Annotated in this window: 25 protein-coding genes and 1 pseudogene; 11 read left to right on the top strand and 15 right to left on the bottom strand. The window is 72.4% G+C overall.

Going from position 1 to position 26,538, the window contains the following annotated elements; genetic code table 11:
* Positions 1–132: 132 nt before the first annotated feature.
* Entirely contained in the window at positions 133–417 is a 285-nt protein-coding gene (locus tag ABGB11_RS33620; protein ID WP_347639503.1) for an antibiotic biosynthesis monooxygenase family protein, read from the bottom strand.
* Positions 418–445: 28 nt separating this feature from the next.
* On the opposite strand from ABGB11_RS33620, the gene ABGB11_RS33615 reads away from it, so the two are divergent.
* The 7 genes from ABGB11_RS33615 to ABGB11_RS33585 all read left to right on the top strand — a co-directional run bounded on the left by ABGB11_RS33615 (position 446) and on the right by ABGB11_RS33585 (position 6,133).
* Positions 446–754, top strand: a complete 309-nt coding sequence (locus tag ABGB11_RS33615; protein WP_347639502.1) for a DUF6703 family protein — start codon at positions 446–448, stop codon at positions 752–754.
* Between the two features lie 32 nt (positions 755–786).
* The gene (locus ABGB11_RS33610) at positions 787–1,737 is read left to right on the top strand and encodes a metal ABC transporter substrate-binding protein (RefSeq protein ID WP_347639501.1); all 951 of its coding nucleotides are present in this window, start codon (positions 787–789) and stop codon (positions 1,735–1,737) included.
* Between the two features lie 59 nt (positions 1,738–1,796).
* A complete protein-coding gene (locus ABGB11_RS33605; protein WP_347639566.1) occupies positions 1,797–2,486 on the top strand; it encodes a metal ABC transporter ATP-binding protein in 690 nt (229 codons plus the stop codon).
* Positions 2,483–3,382, top strand: coding sequence for a metal ABC transporter permease (locus ABGB11_RS33600; RefSeq protein ID WP_347639500.1), 900 nt, complete (start codon positions 2,483–2,485; stop codon positions 3,380–3,382). The genes ABGB11_RS33605 and ABGB11_RS33600 overlap by 4 nt, the downstream gene beginning before the upstream one ends.
* Complete coding sequence (locus tag ABGB11_RS33595) at positions 3,379–3,765, top strand: transcriptional repressor (protein WP_347639499.1); 387 nt, start codon at positions 3,379–3,381, stop codon at positions 3,763–3,765. Before ABGB11_RS33600 ends, ABGB11_RS33595 begins: the two co-directional genes overlap by 4 nt.
* A gap of 184 nt (positions 3,766–3,949) precedes the next feature.
* Positions 3,950–5,563 carry a M4 family metallopeptidase gene (locus tag ABGB11_RS33590; RefSeq protein WP_347639498.1) on the top strand — a complete coding sequence of 538 codons (1,614 nt, stop codon included), beginning with the start codon at positions 3,950–3,952 and terminating at the stop codon, positions 5,561–5,563.
* A gap of 144 nt (positions 5,564–5,707) precedes the next feature.
* Complete coding sequence (locus ABGB11_RS33585) at positions 5,708–6,133, top strand: OsmC family protein (protein WP_347639497.1); 426 nt, start codon at positions 5,708–5,710, stop codon at positions 6,131–6,133.
* A 263-nt stretch (positions 6,134–6,396) separates the two neighbouring features.
* On the opposite strand, the gene ABGB11_RS33580 is transcribed toward ABGB11_RS33585, so the two are convergent.
* Entirely contained in the window at positions 6,397–7,215 is an 819-nt protein-coding gene (locus ABGB11_RS33580) for an isoprenyl transferase (RefSeq protein ID WP_347639496.1), read from the bottom strand.
* Positions 7,212–8,000, bottom strand: a complete 789-nt coding sequence (recO, locus tag ABGB11_RS33575) for a DNA repair protein RecO (protein WP_347639495.1) — start codon at positions 7,998–8,000, stop codon at positions 7,212–7,214. Before recO ends, ABGB11_RS33580 begins: the two co-directional genes overlap by 4 nt.
* 182 nt (positions 8,001–8,182) lie before the next feature.
* On the opposite strand from recO, the gene ABGB11_RS33570 reads away from it, so the two are divergent.
* Both ABGB11_RS33570 and ABGB11_RS33565 read left to right on the top strand, forming a co-directional pair.
* Positions 8,183–9,229 carry a M4 family metallopeptidase gene (locus ABGB11_RS33570; RefSeq protein ID WP_347639494.1) on the top strand — a complete coding sequence of 349 codons (1,047 nt, stop codon included), beginning with the start codon at positions 8,183–8,185 and terminating at the stop codon, positions 9,227–9,229.
* Positions 9,226–9,480, top strand: coding sequence for a protealysin inhibitor emfourin (locus ABGB11_RS33565; RefSeq protein ID WP_024934600.1), 255 nt, complete (start codon positions 9,226–9,228; stop codon positions 9,478–9,480). Before ABGB11_RS33570 ends, ABGB11_RS33565 begins: the two co-directional genes overlap by 4 nt.
* Before the next feature lie 54 nt (positions 9,481–9,534).
* Here ABGB11_RS33565 and ABGB11_RS33560 read toward each other — a convergent pair whose 3' ends face one another.
* The gene (locus ABGB11_RS33560) at positions 9,535–10,731 is read right to left on the bottom strand and encodes an erythromycin esterase family protein (protein ID WP_347639493.1); all 1,197 of its coding nucleotides are present in this window, start codon (positions 10,729–10,731) and stop codon (positions 9,535–9,537) included.
* Positions 10,732–10,789: 58 nt separating this feature from the next.
* Between ABGB11_RS33560 and ABGB11_RS33555 the strand changes: the two genes are divergently transcribed.
* Entirely contained in the window at positions 10,790–11,548 is a 759-nt protein-coding gene (locus ABGB11_RS33555; protein WP_347639492.1) for a TioE family transcriptional regulator, read from the top strand.
* A 51-nt stretch (positions 11,549–11,599) separates the two neighbouring features.
* Here the strand turns inward: ABGB11_RS33555 and ABGB11_RS33550 are convergent, their stop codons facing one another.
* The 10 genes and pseudogenes from ABGB11_RS33550 to ABGB11_RS33505 all read right to left on the bottom strand — a co-directional run bounded on the left by ABGB11_RS33550 (position 11,600) and on the right by ABGB11_RS33505 (position 24,685).
* Positions 11,600–13,972 (bottom strand): CARDB domain-containing protein, encoded by a 2,373-nt coding sequence (locus ABGB11_RS33550; RefSeq protein WP_347639565.1) that lies wholly within the window; start codon positions 13,970–13,972, stop codon positions 11,600–11,602.
* Positions 13,973–13,987: 15 nt separating this feature from the next.
* A pseudogene (locus ABGB11_RS33545) lies at positions 13,988–15,040 on the bottom strand (discoidin domain-containing protein); the annotation flags it as partial.
* Positions 15,041–15,244: 204 nt separating this feature from the next.
* Positions 15,245–16,789 carry a glycoside hydrolase family 13 protein gene (locus tag ABGB11_RS33540; protein WP_347639491.1) on the bottom strand — a complete coding sequence of 515 codons (1,545 nt, stop codon included), beginning with the start codon at positions 16,787–16,789 and terminating at the stop codon, positions 15,245–15,247.
* 63 nt (positions 16,790–16,852) lie between these two features.
* The gene (locus ABGB11_RS33535) at positions 16,853–17,731 is read right to left on the bottom strand and encodes a carbohydrate ABC transporter permease (RefSeq protein ID WP_347639490.1); all 879 of its coding nucleotides are present in this window, start codon (positions 17,729–17,731) and stop codon (positions 16,853–16,855) included.
* 2 nt (positions 17,732–17,733) lie between these two features.
* On the bottom strand, positions 17,734–18,675 hold the full coding sequence (locus ABGB11_RS33530) for a sugar ABC transporter permease (protein ID WP_347639489.1): 942 nt from the start codon (positions 18,673–18,675) through the stop codon (positions 17,734–17,736).
* A gap of 66 nt (positions 18,676–18,741) precedes the next feature.
* A complete protein-coding gene (locus ABGB11_RS33525) occupies positions 18,742–20,112 on the bottom strand; it encodes a sugar ABC transporter substrate-binding protein (RefSeq protein ID WP_347639488.1) in 1,371 nt (456 codons plus the stop codon).
* A 192-nt stretch (positions 20,113–20,304) separates the two neighbouring features.
* Positions 20,305–21,315 carry a LacI family DNA-binding transcriptional regulator gene (locus ABGB11_RS33520; protein WP_347639487.1) on the bottom strand — a complete coding sequence of 337 codons (1,011 nt, stop codon included), beginning with the start codon at positions 21,313–21,315 and terminating at the stop codon, positions 20,305–20,307.
* A gap of 53 nt (positions 21,316–21,368) precedes the next feature.
* Positions 21,369–23,096 carry a 2-isopropylmalate synthase gene (gene leuA / locus ABGB11_RS33515; protein WP_347639486.1) on the bottom strand — a complete coding sequence of 576 codons (1,728 nt, stop codon included), beginning with the start codon at positions 23,094–23,096 and terminating at the stop codon, positions 21,369–21,371.
* A 184-nt stretch (positions 23,097–23,280) separates the two neighbouring features.
* The gene (ddaH, locus tag ABGB11_RS33510) at positions 23,281–24,072 is read right to left on the bottom strand and encodes a dimethylargininase (RefSeq protein WP_347639485.1); all 792 of its coding nucleotides are present in this window, start codon (positions 24,070–24,072) and stop codon (positions 23,281–23,283) included.
* A gap of 1 nt (position 24,073) precedes the next feature.
* Positions 24,074–24,685 carry a hypothetical protein gene (locus ABGB11_RS33505; protein ID WP_347639484.1) on the bottom strand — a complete coding sequence of 204 codons (612 nt, stop codon included), beginning with the start codon at positions 24,683–24,685 and terminating at the stop codon, positions 24,074–24,076.
* 101 nt (positions 24,686–24,786) lie between these two features.
* Between ABGB11_RS33505 and ABGB11_RS33500 the strand changes: the two genes are divergently transcribed.
* The gene (locus tag ABGB11_RS33500; RefSeq protein WP_347639483.1) at positions 24,787–25,650 is read left to right on the top strand and encodes a hypothetical protein; all 864 of its coding nucleotides are present in this window, start codon (positions 24,787–24,789) and stop codon (positions 25,648–25,650) included.
* On the opposite strand, the gene era is transcribed toward ABGB11_RS33500, so the two are convergent.
* Positions 25,641–26,537 (bottom strand): GTPase Era, encoded by an 897-nt coding sequence (gene era / locus ABGB11_RS33495; RefSeq protein ID WP_347639482.1) that lies wholly within the window; start codon positions 26,535–26,537, stop codon positions 25,641–25,643. The two genes, ABGB11_RS33500 and era, sit on opposite strands and share 10 nt — an antisense overlap.
* Between the last annotated feature and the right edge of the window lies 1 nt (position 26,538).

Here is a 26,538-nt window from a genome sequence, read left to right as displayed (position 1 = left end):
CCCCCGGCGGCGCACGGCATGATCATCTGCGGCAAGGATGACCATGGCCGGGCCCGCCGAAACCGGGCCGGGACGCTTCTTGCCCGCCGGTTTCCCGCATCCTGACGGTGGCCCGCGGCGGGCGGTCCGGGCTCAGGCGGAGCTGACGACCTCGTACGCGCCGGGCTCGTCCACGGCCAGGGCCGCCAGCGGCATGAACAGGAGCCGCACCTCGTAGGCGCCGAGCGCGCGGCGGTAGTGGCCCGCCCCGTCCCATTCGGTGACGAGGGCCCAGAGGCCGGGGTCGTCGACGGTCCGGGCGAGGCGGCCGGAGCGGAAGCCGGGGCTCGCCGACAGCGCCGCGAGCACCGCGGTCATGTCCTCGGCGAAGCCGTCCGCGGCCTCTCCCGGCACCCGGTACCGGGTTATCGCGATCATCCGCCCATCCTGGCAGTACGTTGGGCACGTGGAGACATCGGATGAGCGGCGGACGGGGCTGCGGGCCGCCGTCGAGCGGCGCAGCGCGGCGCCGGTGGTGGTCCTGCACCGGCTGCCGCGGTGGGTCCTGCTCGTCGCGGTGTTCGCGCTGCTGGTGGTCGGGATGGCCGGGACGGGCTGGGTCGCCGCCGCCGGGGTGCTGGTCCTCGCCGCGGCGCTGGCCTGGTTCGCGTATCTGAACTGGCCCGCGCTGGACGGCCCGGGAAGGATCCTGCGGCTCGTCGCGTTGGCCGTTCTGGTGGGTTTCGCCCTGGGACGTGGTATCGGGCGGTTTTGACAACCGTTTTCATCTTCGTCCATAATCGGACGGTGCCCCCCACTCGCGCCGCCCTCCGGGCCCTGCCGGCGACCGCCCTGGCTCTGGCCGGCCTCGCCGCGGGGCTGGCGGGCTGCGCCGACGCCGGCGCCGACGTGCCGCCCGGCAAGACCGCGGTGGTCGCGTCCTTCTACCCGGTGGCCTGGCTGGCCGGGAAGGTCGGGGGCGGCGACGTCTTCGTCCGGACGCTGACCAGGCCCGGCACCGAGCCCCACGACCTGGAGCTCACCGCCCGGCAGGTCGCGAACGTCGCCGACGCCCGGCTCGCCGTCCACGTCAAGGGCGTCCAGCCGGCCGTGGACGACGCCGTGCGCACCCACGCGAAGGGCCGGTCCCTCGACGCGGCGAGCCTCGTGCGGACGCTGCCGCCGCCGGAGGAGACCGACGACGAGGAGGCCCACGACGGCGTCCGGCACCGGGAGGCGTCCTACGACCCGCACATCTGGCTCGACCCGAGCCGGATGGCGACCGTCGCGACCGCCCTCGGCGCGCGGCTGGCCGCCGCCGACCCCGCCCACGCCGCCGCGTACCGGGAGCGCGCCGCCGCCACCGCCGCGGAGCTCGCCCGTCTCGACCGCGACTTCCGGGACGGCCTGGAGGCCTGCAAGCGCAGGCAGATCATCACCGCCCACGCGGCGTTCGGCTACCTGGCGGACCGCTACGGGCTGCGCCAGATTCCGGTGGCCGGCGTGGACCCGTCGGGCGAGCCGTCCCCGAAGCGGCTGGCCGCCCTGACGCGGCTGGTGTCCGCCACCGGCGCGACGACGGTCTTCAGCGAGACGCTGGTCAGCCCCAAGGTGGCCGAGTCGCTGGCGCGGGAGGCGGGGGTGCGGACCGCCGTCCTGGACCCGGTCGAGGGCATCGAGGACGGCGCGTCCGGCGACTACATGACGATCATGCGAGAGAACCTGCGGACCCTGCGGCCCGCGCTGGAGTGCTCATGACCGACGGCCCGCCCACCACCGGGGAGACCGCGTCCCCGGAGCCCGCGCCGCCGTTCGCGATGACCGGCGGGCACGTGCGGCGGGACGGCCGCGAGGTGCTCGCCGGCATCGACCTGCGGGTGGACGCCGGCGACGTGCTCGCCGTCCTCGGCCCGAACGGCGCGGGCAAGTCCACGCTGGTCAAGGCCCTGCTCGGCCTCGTCCCGCTGGCCGGGGGCAGCACCGCGATCTACGGTGAGCCGCCCGCCCGGTTCCGCGACTGGACGCGCGTCGGGTACGTCCCGCAGCGGCTGCCCATGGGCGGCGGGGTGCCCGCGACGGTGCGGGAGGTCGTGGCGTCCGGCCGGGTGGCGCGGCGGTCCCGCTGGCGGCCCGCGGTGTTCGCCGACCGGGCGGCCGACCGCGCCGCCGTCGACCGCGCGCTGGAGACGGCCGGCCTCACCGGGCGCGCCCGCGACCCGGTGCACCTGCTGTCGGGCGGCCAGCAGCAGCGGGTCCTCATCGCCCGCGCCCTCGCCGGCGAGCCCGACGTGCTCGTGATGGACGAGCCCACGGCCGGGGTGGACGCCCGCAGCCAGGCAGCGCTAGCGGCGGCCCTGCGCGAGCCGGCGGAGGGCGGGCGCACGGTCGTCCTCGTCGCCCACGAGCTCGGGCCGATGGAGCCGCTCGTCACCCGCACGATCGAGCTGGGCCACGGGCGCGTCGTCCGCGAGACCCGCGCGCACGAGACCCTCGGAAGGCCGGCGTGACCGAGATGCTGCAGTACGACTTCATGCGCGTCGCCCTGGTGATGGCGGTGCTCATCGGCCTGGCCGCCCCCGCCGTCGGCACGTTCATCGTCCAGCGCGGGCTGTCGCTGCTCGGCGACGGCATCGGGCACATCGCGCTGACCGGCATCGGGCTGGGCCTGCTGACCAGCACCTCCCCCGTCCTCGGCGCGCTGGTCGTGTCGGTGCTGGGCGCGGTCGCCATCGAGGTGCTGCGCGCCCGCAGCCGCAGCGGCGCCGACGTCGCGCTGGCCCTGCTGTTCTACGGCGGGCTGGCGGGCGGCGTGATCCTCACCGGCGCCGAGGGCGGCGGCTCGGCGAGCCTCCAGTCGTACCTCTTCGGTTCGATCAGCAGCGTGACGACGGCCGACCTGTACGTGGTCGCGGGCCTCGCCGCCGTCGTGCTCGGCATCGTGGCGCTGTTCGGCCGCGAGCTGTTCCTGCTGTGCCAGGACGAGGAGGTCGCGCGGGCGGCCGGGCTGCCCGTCCGGTTCCTCAGCGTGCTCATCGCCGCGACCGCCGCGGTCACCGTGGTCATCTCGATGCGCGCGATCGGGCTGCTGCTGGTCAGCGCCCTGATGATCGTCCCGGTGGCGGCGGCGCAGCAGCTCGCCCGGGGATTCTGGAGCACGATGCTGGCCGCGATGGGGATCGGTGTACTGTCGGCCGTGTCGGGCCTGGCGGGGTCGTTCCAGTACGATCTCCCCCCGGGGCCGTCGATCGTGCTGCTGGCGCTCGCGGTGTTCACGGCCGCGGTCGCCGGAGGGTCGGTCGTACGCCGCAGGCGCGCCCGCGCCGTCGCGGCCGGGGACGCCGTCTCCGGCCGGCCCGGTGTGGAGGCGCGCGTGGACGCGGAGGCGGAGGTGCTTAGGGGATGACGACGGCCCGCCGGGACGCCGTCCGGCAGGTCCTCGCCGGCTGCGAGGGCTTCCGCAGCGCGCAGGACATCTACGCCGACCTGCGCGCCGACGGCTCGAAGATCGGCCTCACCACCGTCTACCGGGCGCTGCAGGCGCTCAGCGACGCCGGCGAGGTCGACGTGCTGCGCACCGACGAGGGCGAGGCCGTCTACCGCGCCTGCCGCACCGAGCAGCACCACCACCACCTGGTCTGCCGCGACTGCGGCCGGACGATCGAGGTGGAGGGCCCGGCCGTGGAGCGCTGGGCCGACGCGATCGCCGCCGAGCACGGCTTCACCGGCATCACGCACACCGTCGAGGTCTTCGGGACCTGCGCCGGCTGCGCCGCGAAGACCTCCTGAACACCGGCCGAAGCCCCGCCGAACACTGGCAAGACCCGCAGTTCACACGCTCTGTGCGCGTTTCTTGGCAAATTGCCATATCTACTTCTGAGTAGCTTTCATGCCATAAATGTCCCCGTCGCCACCGCAGGCCCGACGAGCGGGCCCTCCGGGGGGTGCGTGGCGCCCGCACGAGAGGGCGTTCATGACAAGACGGGCGTTCACCAGCCGACGGACCGTGCTCCTGGCCTCGGCGACCCTGCTCGCGACGGCGGGCACCGCGGTGCCCGCGTCCGCGCGGCAGGCACCGTCCCCACCGGGCCCCCGCGCCGCCGCCGAGCAGGCGCTCCGCTCGCTCACCGCCCGCGGCGCCGAGGTGCGCGGCGGCGAGGGGCAGAGCTTCAAGGTCGTCGGCGTCATCACCGACCGGGACGGCGCCTCCCACACCCGGATGACCCGCGCCTACAACGGCCTGCCCGTGCTGGGCGGCGACATCGTCGTCCACCAGACCGCGGCGGGCAAGTGGCGGGGCAGCAGCCTCACGCTCGCCGAGGCGCCGGCGGCGTCCAGCCCGCAGGTCTCCGCCAAGACCGCGAAGAAGCGCGCCGTCACCAAGAACCGCAAGGCCGACGGCTCCCCCGCGCTCGTCATCGAGGCCCGCACCGCCGACCACGCCCCCCGCCTCGCCTGGCGGGTGCTGACCGTCGGCAAGCAGGCGGACGGGACGCCCAGCCGGGTCTACACCTCCGTGGACGCCGCCACCGGCAAGGTCCTGCTGCGCGAGGAGACGGTCCAGACCGAGGCGGGCGACGGCAAGTCCCTCTACACCGGGACGGTGCCGCTGGAGACGACCAAGTCCGGCAGCACGTTCCAGCTCAAGGACCCGTCGCGCGGCAACACCTACACCGGGGACGCCGAGAACGAGACCGACCTCTGCATCCTCATCTGGTGCCTCCGGCGGGCCCCCGCCACGCTGTTCACCGACGCCGACAACCACTGGGGCAGCGGCACGACGTCCGACCGCGCCACCGTCGCCGTGGACGCCCAGTTCGGCACCGCCGTGACCTGGGACTTCTACAAGAACGTCTTCGGCCGCTCCGGCATCGCCGGCGACGGCAAGGGGTCGTTCAACCGCGTCCACTACGGCGACGGCTACGCGAACGCCTTCTGGGACGACTCGTGCTTCTGCATGACCTACGGCGACGGCGACGGCAGCCAGCTCGGCCCGCTCACGTCCCTCGACGTGGCCGCGCACGAGATGAGCCACGGCGTCACCAGCTCCACCGCCAACCTCACCTACAGCGGGGAGTCCGGCGGGCTGAACGAGGCGACGTCCGACATCATGGCGGCCGCCGTCGAGTTCTACGCCGGCAACTCGAACGACGTCGGCGACTACCTGGTCGGCGAGGAGGTCGTCCTGCCCGGGCTCGGCCGGGCGGCACTGCGGTTCATGGACAAGCCCAGCAAGGACGGCAACTCCGCCGACTCCTGGTCGTCCAACACCAAGAACCTCGACGTGCACTACTCCTCGGGCGTCGGAAACCACTTCTTCTACCTGCTGTCCGAGGGCAGCGGCGCGAAGACGATCAACGGCGTCTCCTACAACAGCCCCACGTCCAACGGCTCCACCGTCACCGGCATCGGCCGTGACGCGGCCGTGAAGATCTGGTACCGGGCGCTGACCACGTACATGACGTCCTCGACCGACTACAAGGGCGCGCGGACCGCGACCCTGAACGCGGCCAAGGACCTCTTCGGCGAGGGCAGCACCCAGTACGCCACCGTCGCCGCCGCCTGGTCCGCGGTGAACGTCTCCTAGGCCCCTGTTCCGGGGACGGAAGGCCCCGTGCCCGCGACCGATGTGACGCGCGGGCGCGGGGCCTTCCGGTCTCCGGAGGGCCACGACCCGCCGATCGCCCGGGTTCGTGATCTGCGACGCGGGGCCATGGTGAAGAATCGGGGCATGGCTACGACACGTACTGCGAACGCGCACTGGGAAGGCTCACTGCTGGAGGGCCAGGGGAAAGTCTCGCTGGACTCCTCGAAGCTCGGCACCTACGACGTGACCTGGGCATCGCGGTCCGAGGAGCCGGGCGGCCGGACGAGCCCGGAAGAGCTCATCGCCGCCGCGCACTCCACCTGCTACTCGATGGCGCTCTCGCACGGCCTCGCCGGAGCCGGGACCCCGCCGGAGAAGGTGGACACCAAGGCCGAGGTCACCTTCCAGCCCGGCGAGGGCATCACCGGCATCCACCTGACCGTCCGGGCGAGCGTGCCCGGCCTGTCCGCCGCCGACTTCGAGAAGGCCGCGCAGGACGCCAAGGCGGGCTGCCCCGTCAGCAAGGCCCTCGCCGGCACCACGATCACCCTCGACGCCGCGCTCTACTAATTGCATTCCTCTCCTCCTTCGGCCCTGGCGGGCCTCCATCGTCGAGGAACGCGGGCGATCGCTGCATCGCTCCGACTCGCCTTGGCGGCTCGCTGCGCGATCAGGTTCTCGCCTCGCTTGAACCTGCCTTCGGACGCGATCGCAACCATGAGGTTGTCGCGTGGTCGCGGCGGTGGCCGAGGTCAGCGCGATGGTGAGTGCAGGTGCTCCCGATCGCTGGGGCCGCAAGGCCGGGGACGAGGGGTCTTCGCGGGGGTCGCCGGTCAGGTGTCCGCGGGCGCCTGGCCGGCGGCGACCGTGTTGGGGACGGCGTTGGGGACGGCGCCGCCGTAGCGGCGGTCGCGGGAGGCGTACACCTCGCACGCGTACCAGAAGTGGCGCCGGTCGAAGTCGGGCCAGAGCGTGTCGAGGAAGACCATCTCGGCGTAGGCCGACTGCCAGAGCAGGAAGTTGGACGTGCGCTGCTCCCCCGACGAGCGCAGGAACAGGTCCACGTCCGGGATGCCGGGCTCGTCCAGGTAGCGGGCGAACATCCGCTCGTTGATCTTGCCTGGGTCGAGCCGGCCGTCCCGGACCTCCCGGGCGATGGCCGCCGCCGCGTCCGCGATCTCGGCCCGGCCGCCGTAGTTCACGCAGAACTGCAGGGTGAGCACGTCGTTGTGGCGCGTCATCTCCTCGGCCGTCTCCAGCTCCTTGATGACGCTGCGCCACAGCCGCGGCCGCCGGCCCGCCCACCGCACCCGGACGCCCATCGAGTGGAGCTGGTCGCGGCGGCGGCGGATCACGTCCCGGTTGAAGCCCATGAGGAAGCGCACCTCGTCCGGCGAGCGCTTCCAGTTCTCCGTCGAGAACGCGTACGCCGACAGGTACGGGACGCCCAGCTCGATCGCGCCCATGATCACGTCGAAGAGCGAGTCCTCCCCGCGCTTGTGGCCCTCGGTGCGCGGCAGCCCGCGCTCCTTGGCCCAGCGGCCGTTGCCGTCCATCACGATGGCGACGTGCCGGGGTACCAGGTCCGCGGGGATCGGGGGCGGCGTCGCGCCGTCCCGGTGCGGTTCCGGGGGTGAAACGGCCCTGCTCAAACTCTCTCCCTGTCGGTGTCGTCGTCGCGCGTTCCGCGCTCCTCGGGCCCGCGCGCCTCGCGCTCGACGTGGCGCAGCGAACGGATCCCGTGCTCCAGGTGCCACTGGAGGTAGGCGGCCACCAGGCCGCTGGTCTCCAGCCGGTGGCGCTGCTCGCTGCCGTCGGCGTACTCCCAGTCGCCGCGCAGCAGCGCCAGCATCAGCGCGAACGTCGGCGGCGCCGGGGTCGCGGCGCCCGGCTGGCGGCAGCCCGCGCAGACCGCGCCGCCCGCCGCGATGGCGAACCCGCGCAGCCCGCCGCGGTCGCCGCACCGGCAGCACTCGTCGAGCGCGGGCGCCCAGCCGGCCACCGACAGCGAGCGCAGCAGGAAGGCGTCCAGGACGAGCCGGGGGTCGTGGACGCGCTCGGCGAGCGTGCGCAGCCCCCCGACCAGCAGCAGGAACTGCCGGAGCGCGGGCTCGCCCTCCTCGCTGGTGAGCTTCTCCGCGGTCTCCAGCATCGCCGTGCCCGCGGTGTAGCGGGGGTAGTCGGTGACCAGCGCCTCCCCGTACGGGCGCAGCGTCTCGGCCTGGGTGATCAGGTCGAGGGAGCGCCGCTCGTACAGCTGGAGGTCGACGTGGGTGAACGGCTCCAGCCGCGCGCCGAAGCGGGACCTGGTCTTGCGGACCCCCTTGGCGGCGGCGCGGATCCGGCCGGTCCGCCGCGTCAGCACCGTCACGATGCGGTCGGCCTCGCCCAGCTTCTGGGTGCGCAGGACGATGCCTTCGTCGCGGTACAGGGTCACCCGTTCATTCTGACGCACGTCACCGGATGCCTCGGCGCCCGCCGGACATCTCCCCAGGATCTGCACAAGTCACTCGTCGATGCCCCTGCGCTCTGCAACGATCACGTACCGTGACCGGATTCGGCCGTGGCGTCCTGCCGAAAGTCATGGCCCGCACCGCGGGGACCTGGCAGCGTTGGGGCATGAGATGCCACATCGTGCCACCGCACATGCTGGAGCGGATCGCCCGCGACGCCGATGACCCGGCCATCCGCGACCGCGCCCGCCGTACGCTGGCGCTCACCTCCGCCCAGTACGCCGAGCGGCGGACGTCCGCGGCCGGGGCCCCCTCCCCGTCCGAGGACTTCGTCCCCAACCGGACGATCAAGGACGCCGGGCACCGCGAGGAGCTGCCCGGCCGGACCGTGCGCGCGGAGGGCGCCCCGGCCACCGGCGACCGGACGGCCGACCGCGCCTACGACTGGCTCGGCGCCACCTTCGACTTCTTCGAGGCCGCGTACCGCCGCAACTCGATCGACGGAGCCGGGCTGGAGATGGTCTCGACCGTCCACTACGGCGACCGGTACGACAACGCCTTCTGGAACGGTGAGCAGATGGTGTACGGGGACGGCGACGGCGTCCTGTTCACCGACTTCACCGGCCCCCTCGACGTCACCGGCCACGAACTCGTGCACGGCGTCACGCAGTACACCGCGAACCTGGAGTACTACGGCCAGGCCGGCGCCCTGAACGAGTCCCTGTCGGACGTCTTCGGCTCGCTGGTGAAGCAGTGGCATCTCGGGCAGACCGCCGACCAGGCCGACTGGCTCATCGGGCAGGGCCTGCTCGCCGAGGGCGTGAACGGCGTCGCGCTGCGCTCCATGAAGGAGCCCGGCAGCGCCTACGACGACCCGCGCCTCGGCAAGGACCCCCAGCCCGGCCACATGGACCACTACGTCGAGACCTACCGCGACAACGGCGGCGTCCACATCAACTCGGGCATCCCGAACCACGCCTTCTACCTCGCCGCCACCGGCATCGGCGGCAACGCCTGGGAGAAGGCGGGCCAGGTCTGGTACGACACGCTCACCGGCGGCACGCTGGCGGCCGGCGCGGACTTCGCCGCGTTCGCCGCCGCGACCGTGCGGGTCTCGACCGCGCTGTACGGCGCCGACGCCGTCGAGACCAAGGCCGTGAGCCGGGCCTGGACGGGGGTAGGTGTCTCCCTGGAGGCGAACGGAGAGCAGTGAAAGTGACAGTCGTCCGCAGCGGGGGATTCGCGGGTATCGAGCGGCGCGCCGAGTCCGACAGCGCCAGCGATCCCATGCTGTCGAGGCTCGTCGGCCGCGTCGACCTGAAGAGCGTCCCGCCGCCGGGCCGGATCCCCGACCAGTTCCTGTACGAGATCGACATCGACGGTGACCGGACCACCATCGGCGAGGCGCAGCTCCACGGCGCCCTCCGCGAACTCGTCCACCACGTCCTCGGCCGCGCCCGCTGAGCCCGCGTCCGCCCCCGGCGTCCGGGCCGAGTGTCCGGGCCGGGGGCGGGCGGGCTAGGGGCGCGGGACGTCCCTGACGAACACGATCCCGTCCATCCCGGGCAGGTGGCCGGGATCGAGCGGGGCGTAGCCGAAGTAGGGGGACGCGCGGAGGGCGGGAGCCGCGTCACCGAAGGCGGCGGCCAGGCGCCGCGGGTCGACGAAGAACCGCTCCTCCGGAAGGGCGTACAGGAGGCCTTCGAGGGTGTCACCGGGCGGGACGTCCACACCGTGATGCCGGATCGTGCCCAGGCCGGTGGCCAGGAAGGCGTACTCCGGGCCCAGCCGGGTGCTCACGAGGGCGCCGGCACTCCACCACTCGACCCGCTGCTCCCCCATGCGCATCGAGCTCTTGGCGCGCTGGAGATGGCCGTTGTGGGCGTGGACGAACACATCACCCCGCTCGGCGAGGGCGAGGAGGTTCTCGGCCATCATCTGGTCGCGCGCGCCCGCCAGCCGCGCCAGGCGGGCCGGCGAGTCGTCGGCCATCCAGTAGTGGTAGCGCAGCAGGCCGATGGCGGTGCGACCGTACAGCCGCGCCCGGTCCCAGCCGTCCCCCGTGGCCGCCAGGTCCGGTGCCAGCGTGCCGAGCAGCGCGACGAGCTCGTCGGCCAGCACCCGCAGTTCCCTGGCGTCGGCCGACCGCCCCACCGACCGGGACGGATTCATCATCGCGGCGGGCTCGGTCCACCGGTCGTCGGCGCCGAGCAGGCGGTCGAGCGTCTCCGCGGTGCAGGGGAGCGAGTAGGCGCCGACCTGGTCCGCGAGGCAGCGGTGGAGCGCGGTGAGGGCCTGCCGGGGGCTGGCGGCCTCGGTGATCTCCAGCGGGCCGTCGAAACCGGCGAAGCGGACGTGCTCGGACGCCGGCCTGCCCTCGTTGCGGGCGCGCATCCAGCGCACGAGCTCGCGGTTGGCGGCGGAGGCGCCCCAGCCGTGGCTGAACCCGCGCTCCATGACCTCGTCGAGGGTGCCCGTGCCCGAGGTGACGTAGTCGTCCACCAGGAGGCCCGCCATGCAGTCGCTCTCGATCGTGATCGTCTGGCGGCCGTCCTCCTCGACGAGCGCGCGGAAGAGGTCGTTCCGGACGTCGAGCAGGACGTCCTCACCATGGGTCGGCTCGCCCAGGGCGAGCAGCCGCGGCCGGGCCGGGAGCAGGCCCATGACGGCGGCCGCGTCGACGGCCTGGACGGCGTCCGTGATTCCGGTAACCATAAGATAAACGGTATCGTTGAACTTACGCTTGAGACTTTATGGAGACTGCAGCGCAGGTATGGGACCAAAGCTTCAAAAAGGAGGACGGCTCAGGCCGGTCGACCTGGCGCGGGAGCACGGCCTGTCGACGCAGGCGGTCAGGAACTACGAGGAGGCGGGCATCCTTCCGCCGGCCGGTCGGACGGCCCACGGCTACCGCACCTACACCCCGTCCCACGCGCAGGCCCTGCGCGCGTTCCTCGCCCTGGTGCCGGGCCACGGCCACCGCACGGCGACGTCGATCATGCGGGCCGTGAACGAGGGGGCGGCCGAAGAGGCGTTCCGCCTGATCGACGAGAGCCATGCCCAGCTCCTCGACGACCGCCGGACGCTCCGGGCGGTGGAAAGCGCCCTGCGCGACCTGGACCCGGCCGCGGTCGCGGAGCCCAAGGCGGCGACGGCGTCCGGCGCGGCGCCGGGCAGGGCGTCCGGGCCCCGCGAGACGTTCATCGGACCGCTGGCGCGGCGGCTCGGGATACGGCCCGCGACGCTGCGCAAGTGGGAGCGCGCGGGGCTGGTGCACCCCCGCCGCGACCCGCGGACCGGGTACCGCGTCTACGACGAGGCCGCCGTGCGGGACGCGCGGCTGGCGCACCAGCTCCGGCGGGGCGGCTACCTGCTGGAGCAGATCGCCCCGCTGCTCGCGCAGGTGCGGGCGGCCGGCGGGCTGGAACCACTGGAGGGCACCCTGCGCGACTGGCACGGCCGGCTGTCGGCCCGCGGGCGCGCGATGCTGGCCGGGGCGGCCGAGCTGGACGCCTACCTCCGCCGGCGGTGAACGCGGGGACCGCGGGCGCCTCCCAACACTCGCGGTCCCCGGTCCCCCGGGTCAGGTGCGGTTGATGGTGAAGGTGGTCGTGGTGTTCTTGATGTCCTGGTGGTTGCCGGAGAGTTCCAGGCCGTCGAACGTCGCCGAGCCGACCGCCGGGCCCTGCCCGGGCTCGGGCAGCTCGTTCACCCAGATCCCGAAGCCGGACTTGGCGTCGAACTCGTCACCGCTCTTGCGGGCGCCGGAGATGCTGACGTTCGTCAGGACGGTGTCGGTCACGGGGTTGAGCGGCCGGCCTCCCGAATACTTCGTCTGGATCATGATCCCGGAGTAGGTCGGATCGGTGATGTCCACGTCGCTGATGCGGATCCCCCGGAACGCGTACTCCGCCGAGAACAGCCACAGGGCCGGGAACGTCTGCTGGCCCCAGAAGTGGCCGCCGTCCCGGACCAGCGAGATGTTCTCGAACCTCGTCTGGGGGTTCGCCTCGAAGCCGAGGGCCGGAATGCTCCCGAACCTCAGCGTCCCGATCGTGATCCCGGAGTAGACGAGCGTGTCGGCGATGTGGATGTTGCGGAAGGTGTTGCCGCCTCCCCCGTAGACGGCGAGGCCGGCGGCCCTCCAGGTCAGCAGCGAGGTCAGGTCCTCGTAGACGTTGCCCGTCTGCTGCTCGTTGCGGTGGTCGACCGCCGGGAACAGCGCGAAGCCGTCGTCGCCCGTCGTCCGCGTCTCGACGTTCGCGACGTGGTTCCCGCTGCTGCCGTTGGTGAAGTTCAGGCCGTCCGCCCATATGTCGCGGATGCGGCTGTTCTTGATGGTGGAGTCGTCGACGTTGGTGCCCCAGAACAGGCAGACCACGTGCTCGGCCCAGATGTCGTCGATCGTCATGTCGCTGACGTTCGAGAAGTCGAACACCTTCCCGGGCCCGTCGATGCGGGAGGTGTAGTTGCCGAAGAAGCCGAAGCCGGAGAACGTCGAGCCGTTGGCGGACGCCTCCGTCCGGAACCCGGCGTCGGTGTTCTGCTGCGCCGGCGGCGTGCGGAACCGCGTGAACCACGGGCCGGCGCCGACGACCTTCACCACCTTCCCGTAGACCTGGAACTTCTGCGCGGTCTCGTAGGTGCCCGGAGGGAGGTAGACACCGGTCAGGTTCGCGTCCTGGCGCACCTTGTCGAGGGCGGTCTGGACGTCCTGGTGCGTGAACCCGGCGGGCTCCGCGTACTTGGCGGGGTCGGGGTTCGGCGCGGCCGTGGCGAGTTCGGTGTTGATGAAGTCGATGGCGTAGGTGGTGGTGTTGGCGGCGTCCTTCTGCAGCTTGATCCTGCTGCCCGCCGGGACCGTCCGGCCGAGCATCAGGTTCGCCTCGTCGTAGATGTGCCGGGGCGGCCCGGCGCCCGGCGAGTCGCTCGGGCTCGCCTCGTTCCCGTACACCCACGTGTACTTGGACGTCAGGTCGATGGCCTTGAGGAACGTCCCGTCGACGTAGACGTTGAGGGTCGACTCGATGCCGCCGCCGCCCGGCGCGTCCGGGATGGAGTACCGGGTCACGAGCGTGTTGGTGGCCGCCCCGGTGGTGAACTCGACGCTGCTGCCGGTGGTGTTCAGCGTGACGGCGCGGCGGCCGGACGCCTCCCCCGCAGGGTCGCCGACGGTGCGGTTCGGGCCGACGGTCGCCGCGCCGCCGCCGAGCACGCCGTCCTCCGCCTCGTACATGTCGAACGGCAGGTGCGCGCCGCGGCCGACGAAGAGGGACTGCGCGGAGGTGTTGTTCGCGCGCTTGACCGGGACCTCGTTGGCGTCGTCGTCGATGACGGTCCGGACCGTGAACCGGCCGTTCGCGGCCGTCCACGTGCCGAGGTCGATCGGCGCGGTCGAGGCGCCGGGGGCGAGCGACCCGCTGTAGGAGCCGGTCAGGGTCTTGACCGCGGCGTCGCCGTCCAGGACCTGGAGGGTGATCCCGTGCGCGCCGCCTGCGGTCGCCCGGGTGCCGTCGTTGCGGAGCGTCACCGCGAAGGTCACGGAGTCGCCCGCCCGCGGGGTGCCCGGGTTCCAGGTGACGGCCTGCGCGACCAGGTCGGAGCTCGGTACCGGCCCGACCGTGAGCTGCGCGCCCGCCACGTTGTCGGTCTCGTTCAGCTCGATCTCGTCGTCGCCGGCGTCGGCCTCGGCGGTGACCGCGTAGGTGCCCGCGTCACGCGTCCCGATCGGCGCGGACACGGTCGTCGAGGCGCCGGCCGCGAGCTCGCCGACCTGCGCGGACGCCGCCTTCCGGCCGCCGGCGAGGAAGTCGAGCAAGGTCGGTCCGGCCGGGCCCGTCCCGATGTTCTTCACGGTCGCGCGCAGCGTGACGTCGTCGGTCTCGACCGGGGACGCCGGGTCCCACGTGACACCGGTGACCGTCAGGTCGGGGGCCGGCGCCGGGGTGCCGATCACCTGGATCTCGGCGGCCTGGCCGCCGGGCGCGCCGGAGTTGGACGTGAACTCCAGCCGCACGTGGGCGGCGGTCGCGACGATCGGGATCGACACGGTGTTCCCGCTCGCCGGGTCGAACATGTACGCGGCGGCCGGCTTGATGGTCGTGAAGGGGGCGTTCGGGCTGCTCCGGCCGAGCACCTCGATCGTCTGGGTGCGGGTCGCCCACGCGGCGTCCGGGTTCAGCTTCACGACCGCGAAGGTGAGGTCGGCCTTGGCGCCGAGGTCGGCGGTCAGCGTGGCCGGATAGGCGCCCGGCTCCGACTCCCAGTACGTCGCGAGGTCGTTGTCGTTGGCGTTGGCCGCGGTGAACGCGAAGACGTGCGAGGACGCCGTGATCGGCTTCCCGGCGGCGAGGTTCGTCCCGCCGCCGGTGCCCTGCCTGGTCACGACGTTGCTGTTGGACGAGACGTTGCCCGCCGCGTCCCGCGCCCGGACGAAGTACGAGACGGTTTCGGTGCCCGGCTGGTCGTCGGTGTAGGTGAGGACGTCCCCGGCGACGCTCGCGCGTTTCTCCCCGTTGGCGTAGATGTCGTACCCCACCACGCCGACCGCGTCGGACGCGGCGTTCCAGGTCAGCCGGACCTTCCCCGCGGACGGCTCGGTGAACGCCAGCGCGGAGGGGGCGGTCGGCGCGGTCCGGTCTCCGGTGGACGGCCCGTAGACCTCCAGCTCCGAGAGCTGCGCGGCGGGCCATCCGGTGTTGGCGGTGATACGGACGCGCAGGTAGCGGGTGACCCTGGCGGGATAGGTCAGCGTCACGGTGTTCCGCGCGGCCGGGTCGAAGACGCGCCCGCCGGGACCGGCGAGGTCGCCGTAGGTCGTCCCGTCGGTGCTGCCCTGCACGGAGAGCGCCTGGGTGCGGGTGCCCCAGTTCCCGGTCGGGAGCTTCAGGACGACCTTGTCCGTCTCGACCGAGGCGCCGAGGTCGACCTGGATCCATTGCGGGAAGGCGTCGTTCGCGCTCTCCCAGTAGGTGGCCTGGTCGCCGTCGTTGACGTTGGACGCGATGTACGGGCCGTTCGAACTGCTCGCGGACGCGGTCTAGCCCGCGGCCAGGTTCGCGTCGGCCGCCGCGGGCACCGCCGCCGGGCCGGTCAGCCCGGCGGCGGCCAGCGCCGCGGCCAGCAGGATGCGGAGGGACTTCTGTCTCATCGCTGGTTCTGCTCCCTGTCGGTGATTGCGGGGGTGGGACACCTGCCTGGGAGGAGCGGCAGAAGTTCGCGGACGCGGTCAGCGCAGCCAGACGGCCGTGTCCGGGGGCAGCGCGCCGTCCTGGAGGGGCCCGCTGGCCAGCAGCACGTCACCGGTGATCGGGGCGGGCTCCGTTCCGAGGTTCACCACGCAGGTCAGGCCGGAGTCGCGGGTGAACGCCAGCACGCCGGCCGCGGACGGGAGCCAGGTGAGGGAGCCGTCGCCGAGGTGCTCGCGGCGGAGCGCCAGGGCGTCCCGGTAGAGGTTCAGCATCGAGCCGGGGTCGGCGTCCTGGGACTCGACCGTGAGGTCCTTCCAGTCGGGCGGCTGCGGCAGCCACGGGTCGCCGCCGAACCCGAACGGCGGCTCGTCCCCCGACCAGGGCAGCGGGACGCGGCAGCCGTCCCGGCCGGGGTCGGTGCGGCCGGAACGGGTCCAGATGGGGTCCTCGCGCACATCGTCCGGGAGGTCCTCGACCTCGGGCAGGCCGAGCTCCTCGCCCTGGTAGACGTAGACGGCGCCCGGCAGCGCCATCGCCAGCAAGGCGGCGGCCCGCGCCCGGCGCACCCCGAGCGCCCGGTCGGTCGGCGCGCCGTGCCGCCGGTCCTGCAGGTCGAACGAGGTGTCGGCGCGGCCGTACCGGGTCACCGGGCGGACGACGTCGTGGTTGGACAGCACCCAGGTCGCCGGGGCGCCCAGCGGCACGTGCGTCGCGAGGGTCGTGTCGATCACCCTGCGCAGCGCGTCCGGCTCCAGCGCGCAGTTGAGGAAGCCGAAGTTGAACGCGGTGTGCATCTCGTCCGGGCGCAGGTAGCGCGCGAAGCGCTCCTGGTCGGGCAGCCACACCTCGCCGACGAGCATCCGCCCGGGGTAGGCGTCGGTGATCTTGCGCCAGCCCCGGTAGATCTCGTGGACGCCGTCCCGGTCGGTGAAGGGGTCCTGGCCGTCGGGTTCGGCGTCGGGGTCCTTCACCGGCAATGCGGCCGAGTCGATGCGGATCCCGTCCACGCCGCGGTCGTACCAGAACCGCAGGACGTCGTGGAACTCGTGGACGACGTCCGGGCTGTTCCAGTTGAAGTCGGGCTGCTCGGGGGCGAACAGGTGCAGGTACCACTCCCCGTCCGGGACGCGGGTCCACGCGGGCCCACCGAAGATCGACTGCCAGTCGTTGGGCGGCCCCCCGTCCTTGCCGGGCCGGAACCAGAACCGCTCCCGCTCGGGCGAGCCCGGCCCGGCCGCGAGGGCCTCCCGGAACCAGGCCGCCTGGTCGGAGGCGTGGTTCGGCACCACGTCCAGGATGATCCGCAACCCGGCCTCGTGCGCCTCGCCGATCAGCGCCTCGGCCTCGGCGAGCGTGCCGAACACCGGCGCGACGTCCCGGTAGTCGGCGACGTCGTAGCCGCCGTCGGCCATCGGCGAGGGGTACCACGGGTTCAGCCACAGCGCGTCGACGCCGAGCCCGGCGAGGTAGGGCAGCCGGCCGCGCAGGCCGGCCAGGTCGCCGACGCCGTCACCGTTTCCGTCGGCGAAACTGCGCGGGTAGACCTGGTAGATCACCGCGCCGCGCCACCAGTCTTCGGGCATGCGAGCAACTCCTTAGTGAAACGGGGACGGGACAGCGAGACGGGGCGGGAGGCGCGAAGGGGGTCAGCCCTTCAGGCCGCCCGCCGTGAGACCGGCCATGATGTGCCGCTGGAAGACGAAGAAGACGACGATGGTGGGCAGGCTCGCGATCACCAGCGAGCCGATCAGCACGTTCTGCGGCACCTGCACCGCGAGGGACGCGATCGCGACGCTGATCGTCTTGCGTTCGGTGTCGGGCAGCACGAGCAGCGGCCAGACGAAGTCGCGCCACACGTTCACGACCGTGAAGATCGACACGACGCCGAGGATCGGCCGGGACACCGGCAGCACGATCGACCACAGGATCCGGGCGGGCGACGCGCCGTCCACCTCGGCGGCGTCCAGCAGCTCGGTGGGGATCGAGTCGAAGAACCGCTTGAGCAGGAAGATGTTGAAGGCGTTCGCGGCGGCAGGCAGCCAGATCGCCCACGGGGTGTTGAGCAGGTTGACGTGGAGGAGCGGCAGGTCCTTCACGGTCAGGTACGCGGGCAGCAGGATCACCATCGGCGGGATCATCAGCGTCGCGAGCATCATGCCGAGGACCGCCCGGCCGAGCAGCGGCCGCAGCTTGGACAGCGCGTACGCGGCGGTGACGTCCACGCCGAGCGTGAACAGCCAGGCGCCGAAGGCGTAGACCGTGGTGTTCCACATGTACGTGCCGAGGTCGAGCTGGCGCCACGCCTCCCGGTAGCCCTCCAGGTCGACGCCGCGCGGGAACACGCTCGGCGGGATGTCGGCCAGCTCGTCCGGCGACTTCATCGCGCCGGTGACCATCCAGTACAGCGGGAAGACGAACACGAACGTGAAGGTCACGAAGACGGTGGTGAAGACCGTCCAGTAGACCGCCCGGCCGCGCCGGGTGCCGAGCGTGTGCGGCGAGACGAGGGTCCGCGTCTCCGCCATGCCTACCTCGCTTCCTCGCGCGACACGCGCAGGTAGACGACGGAGAACACGAGCAGGACGATCATGAGCATCAGCCCGAGCGCGCCGCCTCCGCCGAAGTTCGTGAAGTTGAACGCGTACTGGTACATCAGGTAGGCGACGGTGACGGTGGCGTCCTCGGGCCCGCCCCCGGTGAGCAGGAACGGCTCGATGAACACCTGCATCGTCGCGATGATCTGCAGGAGCAGCATCACGAGCAGGATCAGCCTGGTCTGCGGGATCGTGATGTGCCGGATCCGGCGGAACAGCCCGGCGCCGTCCAGCTCCGCCGCCTCGTACAGCTCGCCGGGGATGGTCTGCAGTGCGGCCAGGTAGATCAGGGTGCCGCTGCCGAGGTTCATCCACGTCGACACCAGCACCAGCGAGACGAGCGCCGTCGAGGTCGAGTCGAGCCAGCTCAGCCCCGGCAACTGGAAGAACCCGAGGATCTGGTTGAACAGCCCGGGCCCGGGGTCGTAGAACCACTTGAACAGCAGCACCGCGACCGCGGGCGGCAGCATCACCGGCAGGTACACGACGAACCGCAGGTAGCCGCGGGCGTGCCTCAGCTCGTTCAGCACGATCGCGATGGCGAACGGCACGACGTACCCGATCATCAGCGCCAGCAGGGTGAAGATCGCGGTGTTGATCCAGGCGTCCACGAACACCGGGTCGCGGATCACGGTGCGGAAGTTCTCCAGGCCGACCCACTCGGCGTCCCCGACGAAGTTCGTCCGCTGGAAGCTGAGCAGCACCTCGCGGACGATCGGGTACCAGGAGAAGAACGCGAAGCAGATCAGCGCCCCGGACAGGAACCCGTAGGCGGTCAGGTTCCGCCGCACGCTCCGCCGGGCGCGGCCGGGCGTGCGCGGGGCCGCGGGCCGCTCGCGCTCGGAGGGCCGCGCCCGCGTCCGCACTGTGGTCATGGTCGATGTCCCCTCGGGAGGCCCGGGTCACCGGCGGGACGGCCGCCGGCGACCCGGTGGCGGGCGTCAGCTTCCGGACCGCGCGAGCGCGGCGTCGGCCTTCTTCTGCGCGTCGGCGAGCAGCTGGTCGATGTCGGCGTCACGCCTGGTCAGCACGGCCGAGACGACCGAGTCGAGGATGGCGTAGAGCTGCTGCGCCTGCGGCGGCTCCAGCTTCCCGGGGACGTTCAGGTAGGCGTCCTCGTACGGCTTGAAGTTCCGCACCGGCAGGTTCGCGGACGCCGCGCGCAGGTCCCGGTCCTTCTGGCCGGTCGCGTTCTGCCCGAAGAGCTTGGGCTGCGGGAGCCCGACCGGGCGCCCGTCCTTCGCGGCCCGCGCGTAGTTCAGCTGCCCCTGGCCGGGCGTGATCGAGTAGAAGTCCAGCCACATCAGCCCGGCCTTGATCTTCTCCGGGGACGCCTTCGGGTTGATCATGTAGCCGTCGCCGCCGAGCAGCGTGCCCGTCGCGCCGGGGATCGGGCCCATGCCGTAGTCCTCGTAGTCGCCCTTGAACTGGTCGACGAGCGCGGTGGCGTTGTCGGGGGCGCCGAGGTACATCCCGAGCTTGCCGGCGGCCATCATCCGCTGGATGTCGGCGTCGACGAGGAGCTGCTTGCTGCCCATCGAGTCGTCCGTCCAGCGCATGTCCTTGAGGTTCTGCAGGACGGCCTTGCCCTGCGGGCTGTTGAACGCCGACTTCCTGCCGTCCGGGCTCACCATGGAGCCGCCCTGGCTGTAGAGCGAGGTGGTGAAGTGCCACCCGCCCTGGTTCTTGGCGCTCAGCTCGGCGTAGCCGACGACCCCGTCGCCGAGGGCGCTGATCTTCTTGGCGGCGTCGCGGACCTCGGCCCAGGTCTTGGGCGGCGCGTCCGGGTTCAGGCCGGCCTTCTCGAACAGCTTCCGGTTGTAGAACAGGCCCATCGTGTAGTTCTGCCGCGGCAGCCCGTACACCTTGCCGCCGTCCTTGAAGACCTTCATGACGGCCGGGTCGAGGTTCCCGTACTGCTCGACCTGGCCGAGGTAGGGGGTGAGGTCGGCGGCCTGGCCGTGCGCGACGATGTTCTTGACGTCGGTGAAGTAGACGTAGAAGACGTCCTCCATCTGCCCGCCCGCGAGCTTCGCCTGGAAGGTCTGGGGGTCGATGCAGGGGAAGGCGTCCTTGCCCTCGACGGTGATGTTGGGGTGCAGCTTCTGGAACGCGGCGACGTCCTCGTTCCACTCCTTGCGCTGGGCCGCCTGGCTCTTGGCCGGCATGCAGCCGACCGTGATCGACACCTTGGTGCCGGCGTCCAGGGGCGCCGTGTCCTGGTCGTCGGAGCCGTCCCCGCCGCAGCCGGCGGCGGTCGCGCCGAGCACCGCGGTGAGCATCGTCAGGGTGGCGAGTATCCGGGGTCTCATGGGGGTTCCTCCTGGGCCGTCGGGTCGGCCGATTGCGAGGAACATACAGAGACCTACATCACAATGCAATAGATGAATTGACATGCGCAAGAAGTCGACAATGCGACCGGTCACCTCTGCAAACGCACGTCGGACACGCGAAAGCCGCCCTGCGAAAGGGCGGCATTCGGACGGTCTCGAACCGGCGCGGCGTCAGGCGGCGCGGACGGGCGCGGTCGACGCCCGGACGACGAGCTCCGGCTCGTACAGCAGTTCCTCGGCGGTGACCGAGCCGCCTTCCACCTGGTTCACCAGCAGCGTCACCGCCGCGCGGCCGATGGCCTCGATCGGCTGCCGGACGGTGGTCAGCGGCGGGTTCACGCAATTCATGAACGCCGAGTCGTCGTAACCGACGACCGAAACGTCGTCCGGCACCGACCTGCCGAGCCGCCGCACCGCGCGGATGACGCCGAGCGCCAGGGGGTCGCTGGCGCAGATGATGCCGGTCACGCCGTCGCGGATGAGCCGCCCGGTGACCGCCTGCCCGCCCTCCAGCGAGAACATGCTGCGCCTGACCCACGCGTCCGGCAGCTCGACGCCGGCGCGCTCGGCGGCGTCGCGGACGGCGGCGAGCTTGCGGCTGCACGGGACGTGGTCCTCGGGCCCGAGGACGATCCCGATCCGCTCGTGGCCGAGCGACAGCAGGTGCGCGAACGCCTGCTCGGCGGCCACCGCGTCGTCGGTGGAGACCTGCGGGAAGCTCAGCTTCTCGGCCGCCGCGTTGACCAGCACGACGGGCAGCCGCACGTCGAGCAGCCGGTGGTAGTGGTCGTGCGGCGCGTCGGCCTCCGCGTACAGCCCGCCCGCGAAGATCACCCCGGAGGCCTGCTGCTGGAGGAGCATCTCGACGTAGTCGGCCTCCGACAGGCCGCCCGGGGTGAGCGTGCACAGCACCGGCGTGAACCCGCGCTGGGCGAGGGCGCCGCCGACGACCTCGGCCAGCGCGGGGAAGATCGGGTTGCCGAGCTCGGGCAGCACGAGGCCGACCAGCCGGGCCCGCTCGCCCCGCAGCTGGGTGGGGCGCTCGTAGCCGAGCACGTCGAGGGCGGTGAGCACCGCGGCGCGGGTCGCGTCCGACACGCCGGGCTTGCCGTTCAGGACCCGGCTGACGGTGGCCTCGCTGACCCCGACCTTCTTGGCGACCTCGGCCAGTCGACGTGTCATGCCGCAACTATACGACGCCTCCCTGCAAGTTCAGCAGGGTGCGCGCAAACCGCTTACATCCCTTGCGTGCGGGCGACGCGGTTGACCGCGGACAGCATCGCCTTGAGGGACGCGGTGACGATGTTGCCGTCGATGCCGACGCCCCACACCGTCGTCCCCGCCCCGTCGCCGAACCGGACCTCGCACTCGACGTAGGCGGCGGCGCGCGCGTCGCCGCCCGCGCTCATCGCGTGCTCGGCGTAGTCCAGCACCCGCACGCCGACGCCGACCGTGCCGAGCGCGTCCTCGAACGCCGAGACCGGGCCGTTGCCGACGCCCTCGATCTCGCGGATCTCGCCGTCCACCCGGACGTCGCAGCTGATCGCGTCCTTCTCGTCCACGCGGGACGCCGTGCGGTGCGCCAGCAGCCCGACGCGCGGCCCGTTGGCGAGGAACTCCGACTCGAAGATCTCCCACATCCGCTCGGCCGTGACCTCGCCGCCCGCGGTGTCGGTGTGCTGCTGCACGACGCGGGAGAACTCGATCTGCAGCCGCCGCGGCAGCTCCAGCGCGTGCTCGGTCTTCATCACGTAGGCGACGCCGCCCTTGCCGGACTGGCTGTTGACCCGGATGACGGCCTCGTAGGTCCGGCCGACGTCGTGCGGGTCGATCGGCAGGTACGGGACCTCCCAGCGGTACGCCTCCACCGGGACCCCGGCGGCGTCGGCGTCCTTGCGCAGGTGGTCGAAGCCCTTGTTGATGGCGTCCTGGTGCGACCCGGAGAACGCGGTGTACACCAGGTCGCCGCCGTAGGGGTGGCGCTCGTGCACGGGGAGCTGGTTGCAGTACTCGACCGTGCGGCGGATCTCGTCGATGTCGGAGAAGTCGATCTGCGGGTCGACGCCCTGGGTGAACAGGTTCAGGCCCAGCGTCACCAGGCACACGTTGCCGGTGCGCTCGCCGTTGCCGAACAGGCAGCCCTCGATGCGGTCGGCGCCCGCCATGTAGCCCAGCTCGGCGGCGGCGACGGCCGTCCCGCGGTCGTTGTGCGGGTGCAGGGACAGGATGACGGAGTCCCGGTAGGCCAGGTTCCGGTGCATCCACTCGATCTGGTCGGCGTACACGTTCGGGGTGGCCATCTCCACCGTGGCCGGCAGGTTGACGATGACCTTTTTCTCCGGCGTCGGCCTCCACACGTCGTTGACGGCGTTGCAGACCTCGACGGCGTACTCCAGCTCGGTGCCGGTGAACGACTCGGGCGAGTACTGGAAGAAGATCTCGGTGTCGCCCATGTCCTCGGCGAGCTTGGCGCACAGCTTGGCGCCCTCGACGGCGATCGCGGTGATGCCGTCCCTGTCCTGCCCGAACACCACGCGGCGCTGCAGGGTGCTCGTCGAGTTGTACAGGTGGACGATCGCCTGCTTCGCGCCGCGGACCGACTCGAAGGTCCGCTCGATCAGCTCGGGGCGGGCCTGCGTCAGGACCTGGATCACCACGTCATCGGGGATCCGGTCCTCCTCGATGATCTGCCGGACGAAATCGTAGTCGGTCTGGCTGGCCGCCGGGAACCCGACCTCGATCTCCTTGTACCCCATCCGTACCAGCAGCTCGAACATCTTGAGCTTGCGGTGGGCGTCCATCGGGTCGATCAGGGCCTGGTTGCCGTCCCGCAGGTCGACGGCGCACCAGCGGGGCGCCTCGGTGATGACGGCGTCCGGCCACGTCCGGTCGGTGAGCCGGACGGGGGCGAAGGGCCGGTAGCGCTGGAAGGGCATGCCGGAAGACTGCTGTTGCGGATACATCCGTTGGGGTCTCTCTGCTCGAACCTCGCGGCCGACGTCCACGTTGAACTCCCGCAGCGAGGGAGCCGACCTGGTTACAGGCCCCCGCTGCGGCCGCTAAGGAGGAGCAGCTCACGCAACACGAGGGCCAAGGTAACAGATGGCATCCGAGTCACGGAAACCGGCGTCCGGATGATGAGACGGATCACTCCCCGCCGCGCCCGGGGACGAGCACGCTGAGGCAGGTCACGCAGCCGTCCAGCGCCTCGAACTCGCTGATGTCGACGCTCGTGACGCGCAGCCCGTCCGCCGCCAGGACGGCGGCCGTGCGCGGCGCCGCCGCCGACATCAGGACGTGGTCGGGCCCGAGCACCACCACGTGCGCCCCCTCCGGCTCCGGCGCGACGCGCAGGCACGGGAGCACCGACGTGTCCACCATGTCCGGGGCGCCGATGAGGACGCCGTCCGGCAGCGCGGTCATCGCCGACTTCAGGTGCAGGCAGCCGCTGATGCCCACCGGGACGACCTTCCGCCCGCCCAGCAGCCGCGCGAGCTGGCAGATGCCCTCCTCGTTCGTCCGGACGCCGCGTCCCACGTAGACCGTGTCGCCGACCGCGAGGACGTCGCCGCCGTCCAGGGTCCCCGGGGCCGTGATCCGCTCGACCCGCAGGCCCATCTCCCGCGCCGCCCGCTCCGCGCCGGCGAGCTCGCCGCGGCGGCCCGGCGCGCTCGAGCGGCCGAGGATCGCCAGGTCGCCGGAGACGACCAGGGCGTCCTCGACGAACACCGCGTCCGGGTGGTCGTCGGCGGGCGCGACCGCACCGACCCGCCAGCCCGCCGACCGCAGCGCCGCGACGTACGCCGCGTGCTGGCGCGCCGCGAGGGCGGTGTCCACCGGGCGGCGCGTCGCGTGCGTGACGATCCCCTCGGCCAGCCGCGGGCCCGGCGCCCGGACCAGCGCCCTCCCGGTGCCGTGCGGACCGGCGGCGGCGCCCATGTCAGCGCGCCGCCCCCTCGGTGGTCACGATGACGCCGAGCGCGTAGGCGCGGGACATCCCGAGCAGGTCCGCGATGCCGTGCAGGGCCTGTCGCTCCCCCTCGCCGAGCGGCCCGTCGGCCAGCCCGATCCGGACGGCCTGGGCGAGGAACCACTCCTTGGCCTCCACGGCGAGCTGGGCGCCCGCCCGGGCGACCTCCTGCTCCAGGAACGTGCGGCGCAGCGCGAGATCCGCGTCGACGGCGTCGCCGTCGTACTCCGGCTCGCCGTACCCGGTCACCGTCGCGACCGCGCGGGCGCGGGACGCGGCGTCGGCCGGGTCGCCGGCGCGCAGCACCAGGGCCGCCGCCGCCCGCATCCCCGCGGCGAGCGCCTCGGCCATCTGCCGGGCGGTCGGCGTGCGCAGCGCCGACACCGGGAACCGGCCCCGGCACGTCCGGCACTCCACGGCGTGCCCGAGCCGCCACAGCGGCACCATCGGAACGAAGAACAGCGAGAACCAGCGGCGCCCGGCCCGCCGCCGGTAGGCGCGGTCGCCCCCGCACTGCGGGCAGTGGAACGTCCCCTCGCTGACGGTGCGGAAGACCGCCGTCAGGCCGAAAACGAGCAACACCGGGGCTCTCCTCCCATAACGGACTTCGTTCCAAAGTACCGATCCGGCGCCGCCCCCGGGGGCGTCCCGGACAATGCCGTTCCTGCGTTTACGCTGGGTCCATGACCGGTGACCTCGGATCCGACGCGGACCGCGCGCGGTCTCGCCCGACCTTCCTGCCGCCCGTCGACGGCTATCCGCCGCAGGAGGCACCGGCCGAGGCCGCCGACGGGGCCGTCCCCGCCGGACTCCCGCCGCGGCGCGGCACGCCCTGGATCCTCGCCATGATCGCCTCGGCGTCGGCGCTGCTGGTGGCGGCGTTCCTGCCGTGGGCACGGGCGCAGGTCGTCGTCGACCTGTTCGGCCGCACGCTGAGCCGCGACCTCGGCAGCCTGGCGGGCATCGACGCCGACGGCGCGGTCCTCGCCGTCCCGGTGCTCGCGGTGATCTCGATCGCGCTCGCCGCCTGGGACCTGATCGGGCGGGACGCGCGGATCGGCGCGCTCGCCGCCGTCCCCGGCATGCTCGCCCTGCTCGTGTGCGGCCTGTTCGTGCTGCGGCTCGACGGCGTCCGCGACAAGTTGCCCGAGACGGGGCTGGACCTCGGCTACCAGATCACCGTCCGGTTCGGCTGGTACCTCGCGGTCATCGCCTCCCTGCTGGTCGTCGGGTTCAGCCTCGCCCGCCCCATCAGCGAGCGGGTGTCGGCGCACCGGGGGTCGGGGCAGCCGCATTACCCGCAGTACGCGTACCCGGACCAGCAGTATCCGGACCAGCAGTACCCCGACCAGCAGTACCCCGACCAGCAGTATCCGGACCGGTACTCGGACCAGCAGTACTCGACCGGCGAGTACGCCGTCTGGCCGTCGGAGGAGCAGGCGTGGGGCCGCGAGGAACCCCCGGCGCACGCGGACGCGGCACCGGAGCCCCAGCCCGACGAGCCGCCGAAGGACCAGGCCCCCGGGCGGGAGGCCGGTCAGTCGTAGAACCCGAGCCGGCGGAGCTGCTTGGGGTCGCGCTGCCAGTCCTTGAGGACGCTGACGCGCAGGTCGAGGAACACCTTCGTGCCGAGCAGCGCCTCGATCTGCCGGCGCGCCGCCGCGCCGACCTCCTTCAGCCGCGAGCCCTTGTGCCCGATGATGATCCCCTTCTGGCTGGAGCGCTCGACGAACAGGTGCGCGTAGACGTCGATCATGTCGTCGCGGCCCTCGCGCGGGCCCATCTCGTCCACGGTCACGGCGATCGAGTGGGGCAGCTCGTCGCGGACGCCCTCCAGTGCGGCCTCGCGGATCAGCTCGGCGACGAGGACCTGCTCTGGCTCGTCGGTGAGGTCGTCCTCCGGGTAGAGCGGCATGCCCTCGGGCAGGTGGGCTATCAGCAGGTCGCCGACCAGGCCGACCTGGAACCCGCTCTCGGCGGAGCACGGCACGATGTCGGCGAACTCGCCGAGCCGCCCGACCGCGAGGAGCTGCTCGGCCACCTGCTCCGGCGCGGCCAGGTCGGTCTTGGTGACGATCGCGACCACCGGCGTCTTCTTCACCGCGGCCAGCTCGCGGGCGATGTACTTGTCGCCGGGCCCGACCGGCTGGTCCGCCGGGACGCAGAACCCGATCACGTCCACCTCGGTCAGCGTCGACCGGACGAGGCTGTCGAGCCGCTCCCCGAGCAGGGTGCGGGGCTTGTGCAGGCCGGGGGTGTCGACCACGACGAGCTGCGCGTCCGGCCGGTGCACGATCCCCCGGATGGCGCGCCGCGTGGTCTGCGGGCGGCTGCTGGTGATCGCTACCTTGGTGCCCACCAGGGCGTTCATCAGGGTGGACTTGCCCACGTTGGGGCGCCCGATGAAGCACGCGAACCCGGCGCGCATGGTCATT

The sequence above is a fragment of the Actinomadura sp. B10D3 genome, from assembly GCF_039871695.1.
GTDB lineage: Bacteria > Actinomycetota > Actinomycetes > Streptosporangiales > Streptosporangiaceae > Spirillospora > Spirillospora madurae.
This window is presented reverse-complemented; position numbering and strand designations above follow the sequence as displayed.

What these genes read in the sequence shown, in the direction of transcription:
- ABGB11_RS33620 (WP_347639503.1), bottom strand. Translation starts at nt 417, where the DNA reads ATGATCGCGATAACCCGGTACCGGGTGCCGGGAGAGGCCGCGGACGGC.
- ABGB11_RS33605 (WP_347639566.1), top strand. Translation starts at nt 1,797, where the DNA reads ATGACCGGCGGGCACGTGCGGCGGGACGGCCGCGAGGTGCTCGCCGGC.
- ABGB11_RS33595 (WP_347639499.1), top strand. Translation starts at nt 3,379, where the DNA reads ATGACGACGGCCCGCCGGGACGCCGTCCGGCAGGTCCTCGCCGGCTGC.
- ABGB11_RS33590 (WP_347639498.1), top strand. Translation starts at nt 3,950, where the DNA reads ATGACAAGACGGGCGTTCACCAGCCGACGGACCGTGCTCCTGGCCTCG.
- ABGB11_RS33585 (WP_347639497.1), top strand. Translation starts at nt 5,708, where the DNA reads ATGGCTACGACACGTACTGCGAACGCGCACTGGGAAGGCTCACTGCTG.
- ABGB11_RS33570 (WP_347639494.1), top strand. Translation starts at nt 8,183, where the DNA reads ATGAGATGCCACATCGTGCCACCGCACATGCTGGAGCGGATCGCCCGC.
- ABGB11_RS33560 (WP_347639493.1), bottom strand. Translation starts at nt 10,731, where the DNA reads ATGGTTACCGGAATCACGGACGCCGTCCAGGCCGTCGACGCGGCCGCC.
- ABGB11_RS33555 (WP_347639492.1), top strand. Translation starts at nt 10,790, where the DNA reads ATGGGACCAAAGCTTCAAAAAGGAGGACGGCTCAGGCCGGTCGACCTG.
- ABGB11_RS33540 (WP_347639491.1), bottom strand. Translation starts at nt 16,789, where the DNA reads ATGCCCGAAGACTGGTGGCGCGGCGCGGTGATCTACCAGGTCTACCCG.
- ABGB11_RS33535 (WP_347639490.1), bottom strand. Translation starts at nt 17,731, where the DNA reads ATGGCGGAGACGCGGACCCTCGTCTCGCCGCACACGCTCGGCACCCGG.
- ABGB11_RS33530 (WP_347639489.1), bottom strand. Translation starts at nt 18,675, where the DNA reads ATGACCACAGTGCGGACGCGGGCGCGGCCCTCCGAGCGCGAGCGGCCC.
- ABGB11_RS33525 (WP_347639488.1), bottom strand. Translation starts at nt 20,112, where the DNA reads ATGAGACCCCGGATACTCGCCACCCTGACGATGCTCACCGCGGTGCTC.
- ABGB11_RS33520 (WP_347639487.1), bottom strand. Translation starts at nt 21,315, where the DNA reads ATGACACGTCGACTGGCCGAGGTCGCCAAGAAGGTCGGGGTCAGCGAG.
- leuA (WP_347639486.1), bottom strand. Translation starts at nt 23,096, where the DNA reads ATGTATCCGCAACAGCAGTCTTCCGGCATGCCCTTCCAGCGCTACCGG.
- ddaH (WP_347639485.1), bottom strand. Translation starts at nt 24,072, where the DNA reads ATGGGCGCCGCCGCCGGTCCGCACGGCACCGGGAGGGCGCTGGTCCGG.
- ABGB11_RS33500 (WP_347639483.1), top strand. Translation starts at nt 24,787, where the DNA reads ATGACCGGTGACCTCGGATCCGACGCGGACCGCGCGCGGTCTCGCCCG.
- era (WP_347639482.1), bottom strand. Translation starts at nt 26,537, where the DNA reads ATGACCATGCGCGCCGGGTTCGCGTGCTTCATCGGGCGCCCCAACGTG.